The sequence below is a fragment of the Salimicrobium salexigens genome, assembly GCF_900156705.1.
Classification (GTDB): domain Bacteria; phylum Bacillota; class Bacilli; order Bacillales; family Halobacillaceae; genus Salimicrobium; species Salimicrobium album.
Genome location: NZ_FTOK01000009.1, coordinates 1 through 12,214 on the forward strand (window position 1 = coordinate 1; position 12,214 = coordinate 12,214).

Annotated in this window: 15 protein-coding genes; 12 read left to right on the top strand and 3 right to left on the bottom strand. The window is 45.7% G+C overall.

All coding sequences use genetic code 11. The features are described from left to right. Nucleotides 1-317: 317 nt before the first annotated feature. The 11 genes from BW931_RS10790 (at nt 318) to BW931_RS10840 (ending at nt 8,572) form a co-directional block, all read left to right on the top strand. A complete protein-coding gene (locus BW931_RS10790) occupies nt 318-1,100 on the top strand; it encodes a hypothetical protein (protein WP_076572244.1) in 783 nt (260 codons plus the stop codon). 300 nt (nt 1,101-1,400) lie between these two features. After that, nucleotides 1,401-2,711: a lipopolysaccharide biosynthesis protein gene (locus BW931_RS10795; protein WP_076572246.1), complete on the top strand. Its 1,311-nt coding sequence runs from the start codon at nt 1,401-1,403 to the stop codon at nt 2,709-2,711. A 465-nt stretch (nt 2,712-3,176) separates the two neighbouring features. After that, nucleotides 3,177-3,488: a TIGR04104 family putative zinc finger protein gene (locus BW931_RS10800; protein ID WP_076572248.1), complete on the top strand. Its 312-nt coding sequence runs from the start codon at nt 3,177-3,179 to the stop codon at nt 3,486-3,488. A 54-nt stretch (nt 3,489-3,542) separates the two neighbouring features. Then, a complete protein-coding gene (locus BW931_RS10805; protein WP_076572250.1) occupies nt 3,543-3,962 on the top strand; it encodes a YrvL family regulatory protein in 420 nt (139 codons plus the stop codon). Nucleotides 3,963-4,072: 110 nt separating this feature from the next. Next, nucleotides 4,073-4,819 (top strand): SDR family NAD(P)-dependent oxidoreductase, encoded by a 747-nt coding sequence (locus tag BW931_RS10810; protein WP_076572252.1) that lies wholly within the window; start codon nt 4,073-4,075, stop codon nt 4,817-4,819. 56 nt (nt 4,820-4,875) lie between these two features. Continuing rightward, nucleotides 4,876-5,112: a DUF1659 domain-containing protein gene (locus BW931_RS10815; protein WP_076572254.1), complete on the top strand. Its 237-nt coding sequence runs from the start codon at nt 4,876-4,878 to the stop codon at nt 5,110-5,112. Nucleotides 5,113-5,222: 110 nt separating this feature from the next. After that, nucleotides 5,223-5,453: a DUF1659 domain-containing protein gene (locus BW931_RS10820; RefSeq protein WP_008592118.1), complete on the top strand. Its 231-nt coding sequence runs from the start codon at nt 5,223-5,225 to the stop codon at nt 5,451-5,453. Between the two features lie 14 nt (nt 5,454-5,467). Beyond that, nucleotides 5,468-5,680 (top strand): DUF2922 domain-containing protein, encoded by a 213-nt coding sequence (locus tag BW931_RS10825; RefSeq protein ID WP_008592117.1) that lies wholly within the window; start codon nt 5,468-5,470, stop codon nt 5,678-5,680. Nucleotides 5,681-5,728: 48 nt separating this feature from the next. Further along, the gene (locus tag BW931_RS10830) at nt 5,729-5,863 is read left to right on the top strand and encodes a YvrJ family protein (RefSeq protein ID WP_008592115.1); all 135 of its coding nucleotides are present in this window, start codon (nt 5,729-5,731) and stop codon (nt 5,861-5,863) included. A gap of 181 nt (nt 5,864-6,044) precedes the next feature. Beyond that, a complete protein-coding gene (locus BW931_RS10835) occupies nt 6,045-7,094 on the top strand; it encodes a 2,3-butanediol dehydrogenase (protein ID WP_076572256.1) in 1,050 nt (349 codons plus the stop codon). A 134-nt stretch (nt 7,095-7,228) separates the two neighbouring features. Next, on the top strand, nt 7,229-8,572 hold the full coding sequence (locus BW931_RS10840; RefSeq protein ID WP_076572257.1) for a DUF2254 domain-containing protein: 1,344 nt from the start codon (nt 7,229-7,231) through the stop codon (nt 8,570-8,572). A gap of 62 nt (nt 8,573-8,634) precedes the next feature. On the opposite strand, the gene BW931_RS10845 is transcribed toward BW931_RS10840, so the two are convergent. From BW931_RS10845 to BW931_RS10855, 3 genes are all read right to left on the bottom strand, one after another. Further along, complete coding sequence (locus tag BW931_RS10845) at nt 8,635-8,985, bottom strand: DUF2200 domain-containing protein (protein ID WP_076572258.1); 351 nt, start codon at nt 8,983-8,985, stop codon at nt 8,635-8,637. 57 nt (nt 8,986-9,042) lie between these two features. After that, a complete protein-coding gene (locus BW931_RS10850) occupies nt 9,043-9,558 on the bottom strand; it encodes a DUF421 domain-containing protein (protein ID WP_076572260.1) in 516 nt (171 codons plus the stop codon). Nucleotides 9,559-9,746: 188 nt separating this feature from the next. Continuing rightward, nucleotides 9,747-10,244: a DUF1097 domain-containing protein gene (locus tag BW931_RS10855; protein ID WP_076572262.1), complete on the bottom strand. Its 498-nt coding sequence runs from the start codon at nt 10,242-10,244 to the stop codon at nt 9,747-9,749. A gap of 550 nt (nt 10,245-10,794) precedes the next feature. Here BW931_RS10855 and BW931_RS10860 point away from each other — a divergent pair. Beyond that, a complete protein-coding gene (locus BW931_RS10860; protein WP_327288697.1) occupies nt 10,795-12,159 on the top strand; it encodes an alkaline phosphatase in 1,365 nt (454 codons plus the stop codon). The last annotated feature ends 55 nt before the right edge of the window (nt 12,160-12,214 follow it).

Sequence of the window (12,214 nt, forward strand, 5' to 3'; positions counted from 1 at the left end):
CGGTAGCGAACAAAAAGGTATCTTTCTGGGTTGTTATCATCGTTGCTGTATTGCTTAGAACGCTCAATTAAAGCTGCAATTATATCTGCTAGATGTCAGGCATCGCTTTTTTTGGCAAAACATTCTTTTTAAAGAATGCATGTTTCTTTTAGTGTGATACTGGTGTATAATTTATTATAGTTAACCACAATGCTATGTTGCATCATCAATAAGTTAACCGAAGAATTGAAAGCATCGATAGGGAGTGAGGACAAGAACACCGGCTTCCGGATCGATAAAGGGTATGGTCATCACACTACAAAGGATGAGGTGGGGTTATGATTGAATGGAAAGTATTGATACCGTTCTATTACACTGTGTATACCAGATTGAAGGATACGATGAACAGAATATCTTATATTACTACATTCTTCATACCAGTTCTCTTTGTTATATATTATTTTGATAGGAATATCGATTTTCTAGCTGTTCTTTCAGGTTTTGTCGCACTGTTCAGCATATACGAAATCGGCTATTTAAAAAATGACATAGTAACGACGAAATTCGAGAAGAACCCCACCCTCAGGTTAGGCAAAGAATCATATAGCATTCTTGATGAAAATCTGAAACGAATCGTTTTATCAAAGTATATTATTGCTTTAGTTTCTCTCGTTGCGATCTGGTTGATGGGATACCAGGTGCTCATTCTCGGTGCTTTCTTGTTACTGATCGATGTAACTTACAGAATCCATAACAGAGTCAGAGGGAGAACAGCTCTTATTACATTTATGGTTTTAAGTGTTCTGAGGTATTCTGCCGTTCCTGTATTGTTCGTATCTGAGTTATTTTCCGTTTTAATGATTTACACTGTTACTATCGGTATCCTGAGGTTCATTGAAAAAGGTTCGAGGAAAAAGTTCCGCCTCAGATGGTTACAGCATTTGTGCAAAGAAATAAATCAGTTCAGGGTTCTATATTATCTGTCTCTGGTTTTAGTGGCTTTTGTAATCGATTTGAACAGCGTTTATTCTATTCTGGCTATGTATTATTTGATATACAGAACGATTATTTACCTGATGATAAGGGTTAAAGCGAATAAGAATCAGATCGGCTACACGTAATAGACCGATGTCTTATAGTTGAACGGAAGGTCACTCCTTGCAACGTATCGTACTGCACTGCAGGGAGGACTTCGTCGCAGTGAAGGGGATTAATTTGTTCTTAATAAAATAAAAGTAAACATTATTTAAAACAAAAGCTGGGATTATACAGGTTATTGTTGTATAATCCTAGTAAGAAATCAAAATTATTTACCTTCAACTTCAATAATGAATAAAAAGAAGCGTATTTTTTTATCCTTTTACGTTCTTTAAAAAGAACAAAAAGATTATTTATAAAAAGTTCGTCGATAGGGGATGCCTATGGAAAATATATTAATCAGAATCTCACGGAAATCGTTCGTAAGAAATGTAGCTATAGTGGCTTCCGGCACCGCTTCTGCACAAGTGATCATGGTTGTCAGTTCACAGTTTCTTACGAGAATCTATGGTCCGGAAGCTTTTGGGATGTTCGGTGTATATTCTTCAATTATTGCCATTATAACTCCGGTAGCTGCCCTGACATATCCGGTAGCTGTCGTTTTACCTAAATCGAAAGAGACAGCTATGGACCTGATGCGTCTTTCTTTTTACATTACTTTACTGGTAACGATGGTTACGGCGGTTTTTCTGATGTTATTCAGTGACGTGGTAGTGTCTGCCTTCAATTTGGAGGAGGTCGCTTCCTTTCTTTACTGTCTCCCTCTAGTTATTTTTTTTACCGGGTGTCTTCAGATTACAGAACAATGGCTCATCCGTAATGATCAGTTCAAAATCACCGCCCGTTCCATCCTGGGACAGACGACCATCATACAGGCCGGCATGGTGGGAGCTGGTCTATTTAATCCCCTGGCTGCAATACTTATTCTATTCACTTCGATGAACCAGGCCCTGCGTTCTTTTCTCATGATGGTAGGGGCGGGATACTTTAAACCGGTCAAAGTGATAAGTTTCTTAACGGATATTAACATGCGGGAGATGCAGAAACTGGCGAAAAGATACTATGATTTTCCGGTATTCCGGAGTCCTCAACTGCTGCTGAACGGATTTTCGCAAGGGTTTCCTGTCCTTATGTTAAGCAGCTTCTTTTCTCCAGTCGCAGCAGGCTATTATGCTATAGGAAGAATGGCCCTGGATATGCCGACCAACCTGATCGGGAAAGCTATATCGGACGTTCTTTATCCCAGGATCTCACGAGGAGCGAATAATTTTGAAAAAATCACCCCGATACTGCTGAAGGCGACAGCGATGATGGGAGGAATCGGGCTCTTACCTTTTGGCCTTGTCATCCTGATCGGCCCCTGGCTATTCGAACTTGTTTTCGGGGAAGGCTGGTTGATGGCGGGGGAATATGCTGTATGGATCGCGGTCTGGGGCTGGACCAGATTTCTGCGGGCGCCGAGCGTCAGTACGCTTCCCGTTTTGTCGGCGCAGGGATTTCATCTTGGGTTCACCATCTGTTCGCTGATAGTTCGGGTCTCTGCGATGTTTGCAGGCTACTGGATATTCGGGGACGACCTGATAGCTGTAGCGTGGTTCTGTATAAGTGGAGCATTCATGAACATCCTTCTCGTATTGATTACCTGGAAACGAACCCGTAGATTTGATGCACAGCAAAAGGAGAATAGCTGCTAAAGAATATGAAGCAGAATAATAGGAGAAAATGAGCGGAATTTATAGATATAGCTGGAAGGTTCCAAAGAAAGTGAAATTTATCCGGCTATAAAAAACAGGCTTGCGGGGACGGGCAAGGAATTAAAGGGCTGCCGGCGATTTAGCCGACAGCCTTTTTTCTTCTATATACACGAATTGTCCATACAACTTATTTCAGAAGGACAGAAAGTTCCGTAAGTCCGCGGATCAGTATGCCGGGACGCCATTCGAGATCGGAGGACTCCGTGTTCAGCTGCAGGCGAAGATTCACTAAACGTTGACCAGTGTCCTTCGTATCAAAAAATCTAATTGTATAATTAAGTGGTTTCCGGTTTGGATGTCGAAACGCATTTTTTATTCAAACGTATGGAAAAGGAAAACTTCTTGTGAAAGTCTATATGTCTGAAGTAATGATACAAAGCTATACGTTTTAAAAGGAGAGGTAAAATGCCGACTTGTGAAAATTGCCATAGCAAGTGGAAGTGGACCGAGACGATTAAAAAGACAAGTACGATTGATCCTGGAATGACTTGTCCTTATTGCAAAGAAACACAGTATCAAACAAAAAGCTCCATAAGAAAAATCAATACTTTGATGCCCATTGTTCTATTGCCACTTCTCCTTCAAATCTTTTTTGATATTCCGGGAGCGGTTTTATTGAGTTTATTTCCTGTCTTGCTGGTCGTTTTCACTATATTTTATCCGTTTTTAGTCGAAGTAAGCAGCGGGAAATCATATAATTCTCAGGGAAAACAGTAAAACAATACTCCGGGAATAAATTGCTATTGGCGTAGTAAGGAGAAGATTTACTTAATGGATAAAAAAACAAAAAATATCATTGGACCAACACTATTTGCCTTAGTAATAGTTGGAATGATAATAGGAATGTACTTCCTTGGAATAGTGGGCTTGTTTGAAATGCTTGGTGTCCAGTATCAATCGAGCTGGTCTTTACTCCTTTTTGTAATAAGTATATTTATTCTGGGGTTGCCAATTGACCTGGTTTCAGGGGCTATGGCTGGTTTATCTGTTGAAAAGGTAAGGGGAAAGACATCGGTGTTTGTCGTGCGATTTCTTTTTGGTTTTGCAACGAACTGGATCGCTATTTACATAGTGGATGTGTTCATGAGCAGTGTGGAACTGGCACTTGGGACAAGGTTGGTCATTTCCCTTATTTTAACGCTTTTTGAGATGGTAGTGGGGACGGAAGAAATAAATGAAAAGAAGAAATAGGCTGAAATAAGATTCCCTCCCTGTTTATTCATTTTCGTAATTATGAAATAATCCCGAAGATGCCTACGTCGAATGATATAATGGTTACCAATTAAAAAGGAGGGATCCTGATGCCGGATTTAACGAACAACGTCGTACTCGTCACAGGTGGAAACCGGGGGCAGGGGCTGGCTATTGCCGCTCATCTCGCCGACCTTGGCGCCATAGTAGGCGTCGGAGCAAGAAATTATGAGGAAGCGAAAGAGAAAGCCGGAGAGATCGGCGAAGAACAGGCTTTCCCTGTCCGGCTCGATGTTACGAAGCAGGAAGACTGGAGAGACGCCGTTGATTACATAGTGGATAAATACGAACGGATCGACGCCCTCGTCAATAACGCAGGACTGCTGATACGCAAACCGCTGGAAGAGCTCACTATGGAAGAATATGAGCGGATGATTCAAGTGAACCAGCTCGGCGTGTTTATGGGGATGCAGGCGGTGATTCCGCAGATGGAAAAGCAGAGAAAAGGATCGATTGTAAATAACGTATCGATTTCGGCATTCGCTCCTATCAGTCAGTCTTCTGCTTATGCAGCTACGAAGGCGGCGGTCGTTGCCATGTCGAAAGCAGCCGCTATCGAGCAGGGGCCGAAAGGGATACGCGTGAACATGATCCATCCCGGAGGCGTGGAGACGGAAATGGCTACAGAAGGAAAAGGTATACCTGCTTTCTACGAGTCGGTTCCGCTCGGGCGGATCGGTCAGCCCGCGGAAATCGCGCGTGCCGTCGCTTATCTGGCTTCGGACGACAGTTCCTACTGCACGGGAGCGGAGATTACCGTCGACGGAGGCATGACGCTCGGCACCGCAGACAGGTAACGCTGACACCGGAGATCCATTCTCTTTCGATTATAAAGGGGAAGGAGGGATCAAATATGGCGATTACCACAGCTCGTACCGGTTCGGCTCTGAATATCAAGTTCCATACGGGAAGGAATGTGGAAGGAAAACCGACGTATAAAACGAAATCTTTCCGGAACGTACGTACGGATGCTCCGACACAGTCACTTTACGAAGTAGTGCTTAAGCTGAAAGATTTACAGCAGCACCCCATCATCAAAGTGACGAGAGAAGATGAGTCTCTGCTTAATACAAAGAGTCAGCAACAGTAAGAAGAGTCGTCCTGCGAGGGCGGCTTTTTTCTTTTTAAAAAATATCTGGCAGAACTGACACCGGATACTCTAGCGTTTCGATTATAGGTGTGAAAGGAGGGGAAACGCTGATGGCTCTTATGACACAACGAATCAACTCGACACTGAAGCTGGATTTTGAAACAGGAGTGGACGAACTCGGCCAGCCGGTCTACAAAACGAAATCATTCCGTAACGTCCGCACGGAAGCTACGGCCGAAGCACTTTACGCCGTTGCCGAAAAGCTTGAATCACTGCAACAGTATCCGCTTTACGAAGTAACAAGAGACGATGAATCATCGATCGTCCATATCCAGGACTAAGGAGGAAGTAGAAAATGAAGAAATTAGAATTGAAGTTTCTTAATGAAGAAGAGAAAGTCGTAACCGTTTCTCTGGACGCCCCGGCAGAGCCGGCGGATCCCGTCGCTATCAACGCTGCGATGGACGAAATCATCGCCCAGGACTGTTTCTTGTCCTCCGGCGGCGGTCTCGTTTCCAAGAAACAGGCCCGCATTGTAGAACGTAACGTCAACGATATTCAAATCTAACACTGGGAAGCCGCCGTACAGGCGGCTTTTCCTGTAGGAGGGACCATTATGGACATGGGGGTACAGTTTCTGACGGACGTCGGTTTTCCGATCGCGGTCACATTTTACCTGCTGCACCGCATCGAAGGAAAACTGGACGTACTTATCGAAACGATCCATCAGCTGCCGGGAGATAAAGCCTGATTGAACTATTCAATAGTAAAACCCGCCTCTTTTCCCTCGCGTTTATACGACGTGGAGGAAAGGCGGGTTTTTCACATATAATCATCTAAATTTTTAGATTATAATGGTTCTTAGCGGGAAGACTGTATATATATCGGGATTATTCCCGACATTCACTATTCTCAAAGGAGGAGTATCACCCATGAAAGCAGCAGTATGGTATGGAAAAAAAGACTTGCGTGTAGAAGAGCGGGAAGAGAAACCTCTTAAAGATGATGAAGTGAAAGTCCGGGTCGGCTGGGCAGGTATTTGTGGAAGTGACCTTCATGAATATGAAGAAGGTCCTGTCTTCGTACCGAATGAAGAGAAAGATGAGCTTACAGGAGAACAGGCACCTCTTACTATGGGCCACGAGTTTGCCGGGATCGTTGAGGAAGTTGGTGCGAATGTAAAGAATGTTAAAAAAGGGGACCGTGTAGCAATAAATCCTACGTTGACTCACGGCGATAAACCAGAAGACGTGGATATCTATGATGGGTTCAGTTTTATAGGCCTCCATGGTGATGGAGGATTTACGAAGTATGCCAACGTTCCGGAAGAAAATGCTTATCTTTTACCGGAGTCCATGACTTTGCAGGATGGAGCACTCGTAGAACCAACCGCAGTAGCTGTACAGGCAATAAAAGAAGCAGATATGTCGTTCGGTGATACGGTTGCTGTGTTTGGAGTCGGACCTATAGGCCTTGCTACGATTCTGGCTGCGAAGGCTGCCGGAGCTACAAGGGTTATTGCTCTGGACCTTTCTGAAAAGCGTCTTCAGAAAGCGGCGGAGGTCGGGGCGACAGACGTTATCAATTCCGGAGAGAAAGATCCCGTAGAAGCAGTTCATGAACTGGAGTCGGACGGAGTAGACACAGCTTTTGAAGTAGCCGGAGTGGAACCTACCTTCAATCAGGCCATAAGCGTAACGAAGGCAAGAGGGACAATGGTGATTGTGTCTATTTTTTCTAAGGCTATTGAGTGGAACCCGATGCAGTTAACTGGAAGTGGTGTGAAACTGACCTCAACTATCGCTTATTCGCCGAGCACATTCCAGCGAACTATTGATCTTATAGGAACCGGACAGTTAAACCCTCGGGGAATAATTACGGATGAGATTAAACTCGATGATATTGTAGACAAAGGGTTCGAAGCTTTGAGCAACGATAAATCTCAGGCGAAGATTCTCGTAGAATTGAGTGGAGAAAAATAATAAGAATACCTGAATTCTATAAATCACAGAGCCACTGATGCTCTGTGATTTTTTGTGTACAGTCGGAATTGGTAGGTGTAACTGCGAAGAGTGTGTATAATGAAAGGTTAGATGCAAAAAAAGGAGTTCTGATGATGAATAAAATGCAGTTATGGATGAGAATGCGGGACAGCTTCTGGTTCCTGCCGACTGTTTACAGCTTACTGGCACTTGTAGTAGTGACGCTTACGAATACGATAGATACCTTTCTTGTGCCGGTTATCAATGAGCACGTACCGCCCACTTTTTTCCTCAGTAAATCGACCGCTTCCTCTATGTACGGATCTCTCATTACCTCCGTACTGACGATGACGACAATCAGTTTCTCGACTATTATGGTCGTGCTTACGACGTACACCACCCAATTTTCTCCGAGGACACTTCAGGACTTTATGAAAAGCAGAATTACCCAGCATGTGCTCGGCGTTTTCTCGTTCGGGTTCGTCTTTACGCTGATTAACCTGTTTCTGCTCGGAAGCAGTAACAAAAAGGAATTTCTCGGGCCGTTCTTCACTGTTCTGGTCGCAATTATATGTTTAGGATTCTTTATTCTGTTCATTCACCATTCTTCCCGCTTCCTTCAGGTGAACAGTCTGATCGGTAAAATACGCGAAGACGCTTCCGTCTTAATTGCGAATACGTTCCGGGAGAAAGAATATAAAGAAGCCGTAGAGTGGGATGAAGAAGAAATTGCCAGGTGGGACGAGAAAGAACCGTTTGTTATTAAAGCGAAACAGTCAGGTTACCTGCAGGGAATAGAAATCAAAGGTCTTCTCGCTTATGCGAGGGATCACGACGTACTGTTTGCAGCCGTTTTCCGCTCCGGCGACTATATTCAAAAGGGAGCCCCTTTATTTTACTATTGGGAAAAAAACGGAACGGATGAAGAGACGGACGTGGAGGCAGCTACGGATTACGTCCTGGTAGGAAACGAACGGACGGACGTGCAGGATATCGAATTTTCCATACAGAAGCTGGTAGAAATCGCGGTTCGCGCTATTTCCCCGGGAATAAACGATCCTCATACGGCCGTGAACTGTATTAACCGTATCGGTTCCCTGATGGCGGAACTTGGAAGCGTCCATCGCCCGGTACGTTACTATGCAGACCGGGACGACGAACTCAGGTTCATGATGGAACCGAAGAAATTCCGCGACTATCTGTATAAAGGTTTCTATCAGATCCGTCTGTACGGAAAGCAGGATCTCACCGTTATGGATGCCATGCTGGAAGGACTTTATAAGATAGCGATCGTTCATCATGGTCACATTAAAGAAGAGACGTGGGAGTTCGCGAAATATATCATCGAGTCGACTGACACCGATGAAATGCACGAAATCGATTATGACCGCTTCTATGAAACGTGCAAAAAAATGGCGGACGAGTGCGGAGAAGAGTTACCTCTCCAGCGTGTAACAGGAGGTCGCACGGCCATCTAAAGAAGATATAGCTGAAAAAGTCCTGAAGGCCTCGCCTCCAGGACTTTTTCTATGGATATGACTTAATCTCGCAAAATCTTCTCCATCGCTTTCCCTTTCGCCAGCTCATCCACCAGTTTGTCCAGGTAGCGGATCTCCTGCATCACCGGCTCTTCAATCTCCTCTACACGTACTCCGCAAATAACGCCCCTAATCATTTTTCTCGAAGGGTTAAGGTCGGGAGCTTCTTCAAAGAAGGTTTCGAAATCTATGCCCTGTTCGAGCTGTTCATCGAGTTGTTCCTGACTGTACCCTGTAAGCCATCGGATGATTTCATCGACTTCTTCCTTGGAACGTCCCTTTTTCTCCGCTTTTGTGATGTAGTGGGGATACACTTTCGCAACACTCATAGTGTAGATCTTGTGCTTCGTCATCCTACCGCCTCCTTTTACCGTTTTCTTATTCTTATCATACCACGGCGTGCCGGGGTGCTACTGTTTTAAAACCTTTACGTTTTCCAGTACGTTCACGGGATGACCGTCCACTTTTTTAATGATGGAGAGCCCTCCGTTCGTCTCAAGCACGACGGCTTCCACGAGGGCGAGCGAGCCGACCCCGTTCTGCCGCGCCACCTGCAGAACTTCGACTTCGGCAATACGTGTTTTCCGCAAAGCTTTCGGATAAAATTCTCCTTCGTAAAAAAGCAGAACCGGTTGCGATTTGACCAGCTTCGCGAACGCTTTCGACCTCACGCTTAGCCACGTTACGAGGAACTGCAGCAGGTTAAGCAGACCGAGTGCCAGAAAACCTTCCGCAAGAGATATGTCTTTCGTTATTAAAAACGAGCCCACGAGTGTACCGAAAGCGACCGTGATGATCCAGTCGAATATATTGAACGTCGACGGGGTCCTTTTCCCTGTAAGCCGGAGGAGGAGAATGACGGAAGGGTAGATGATGATTCCTTTTAATAGTATATTCCAGAGCTCGTTCCAGTTATCGAAGAACATAGTACACCTCCTTCTGATAAGTCATGCTCACGTATTTTTTCCATTCCCGTCATAGAGGAAGGAAACACCGGCATACCCAAAATTTTCGTGATAGATATGGAAGGAAAAAAATCATGCAGTCTCTATTCATCCCTCAGCCCTTGAGCTGATATGACAAAGAGTACCGCATGATTTTTTATTTCTCCCCGTTATCGCAAAGCCTTCGCTTTTTTCTTTTCATCCCCGGTCAGAGCTTTGCCGGGGGTCAGTTTCCGGTAGAGCGCTGCAAACTTCATACCGAGTTCCGCGCTGAAGAATCCTAGCAGGACACCGCACAGCAGGGACATCGTTATGACGAACCAGTCCCCGCCGGAAGCGAAGGTGGAGAAGGCTCCGACGAAGATCCCGGGTGTGTAGTTCATAGGTTTTACGGAACCGAGCAGTACCATAATCGTCGTGACGATACCGCTCAGTATTGCCATCCCGGCGGAAAAGTCGGCAGCCGAGGCGAGCACGAGAATGATCATGCCGCAGGCGACTCCCGTTACGTTCGTGATAGTGGCAGTGGCAAGCGCCCGCCATCTCCCTGTCCCTACCGCGAAAAAAGTGGTGCATCCGGCGAATCCTGCCCAGATCAGCAGGCCGAACAGAGGTGCTATATATGTCCAAATTCCACTCAGCAGGCCGGTCGCCAGTGCAGTGGCCATAGTTCTCATCCTTTCTTTATCCAAACCATCAATTGCTGATGCAAAACTATAATATATAACGCTTCCCTCCGGTTGTAAATCATTATTTATCATACTCTCCGTCACGAAGAGAAAATAAGCTGTTTATTATAGAGAAACGTCTTACAGTCCGTTTTCTTTCATTGGTCCACGGCTGGCTCTTATCAGCTATCCGTACGAGTGAGACTTCCGTTACGATTTTGCAAAGCGGGAAGAGAAACATTTCTTTTGGTACCGCTGAATCAGGGGCGGGACATCTTTCTATTATAAGGTGTCCCCGTGCCGCAATTTTACCTTATATAATTGTCTGAACAGTCAGAATAATAACTTGACAGACGTAATTGCTCACTTTACGCTAATGGTAGCCGGTCTCCGGAACGAGAATTTTTTTAAAAAAGTTTATGAATGCGATTTCAAAAAGTTTTACACTTTCTTAACAGCAGCTTCAACCGCCTTTTACAGTGTGCCTGTATCATTCCGGATGACTCGTTAATAAGTATAGGGAGGAATGTACGTGCTCTACAAAACGATTATGAAGAAACTGGCTCCGCTTGTGCTGGTATCGGGATTAGCCTTCGGCGGCTTCGCTCTTGTGACGTCTACAGAGGATTCGGCTCAGGCAGATCCCGGGGATAAATCGAATGCTAAAATCAAAAATGTCATCTTTCTGATCGGAGACGGAATGGGGTCGCAGTATACGTCCGCCTACCGTTATTTCCAGGATCGACCGGATTCTCCTTACACAGAAGATACGGCTTTTGATGATTATCTGATCGGTATGCAGGAAACATATTCCTGGGATGAGGAAGAAAGCGTGACGGATTCGGCGGCAGCGGCGACTACGATGGCTGCTGGAGTAAAGACATACAATGGCGCCATAGGTGTGGACGTTGAAAAAGAAAGAGTGAAGACGGCTCTCGAAATCGCAAAGGAGGAAGGGAAATCGACCGGCCTGGTCTCCACGTCCCACGTGAACCACGCCACCCCTGCATCGTTCGGAACCCACAACGAATCCCGGAAAAACTATGATGAAATCGCCGACGATTATTACGATGAAATGATTGACGGAGAGCACAAAGTAGACGTCCTTTTAGGTGGAGGGACGGATTACTTTGAGCGGGAAGACCGTAATCTGGCACAGGAATTCCAGGACGACGGCTACAGCTACGTAACCTCCCGTGACGAGATGATGTCGGATGATAACGAGCAGATTCTCGGTCTGTTCGCTCCCGAAGGAATGGACAAAATGATCGACCGGGACGAGGACACTCCTTCTCTCGAGGAGATGACGTCGAGCGCCCTCGACAGACTCAGTAAAGAAAAAGACGGTTTCTTCCTGATGGTAGAAGGCAGTCAGATTGACTGGGCCGGACACGACAATGACGTGGTGGCTGCGATGAGCGAGATGGAAGACTTCGAAAAAGCTTTCGAGGAAGCGATCGCTTACGCCAAAAAGGATAAACATACGCTCGTCGTAACGACAGCCGATCATTCGACCGGCGGCATGACGATGGGCCGGGACGGCGAATATAAATGGGATCCGGAACCGCTGAAAGCGGCGAAACGAACGCCGGACTTCATGGCCTCGGCCATTGCTGATGGTGAGGACGCTGAGGAAACGCTGAATAAGTACGTGGATCTATCCTTTACAGAGGAGGAAATCGACTCCGTAGAGGAAGCGGCTGATGGAGAAACGGAGGAGATCGATGACGCAATCGAAAAGATTTTTGACCTCCGCTCCGGTACCGGATGGACGACGGACGGCCACACCGGGGAAGACGTGAACGTGTACGGCTACGGGCCGCAGTCCGATGCCTTCAGTGGCCTTCATGATAACCACGAAGTCGGCAAGATGATTATGAATACTCTGGAGAGCGGACGCACACAGATGAAATAATCTCAAGAGAAAAGCGATGGGCTCCCCCTAAAGCAGACCACTTTAGGGGGAGCTT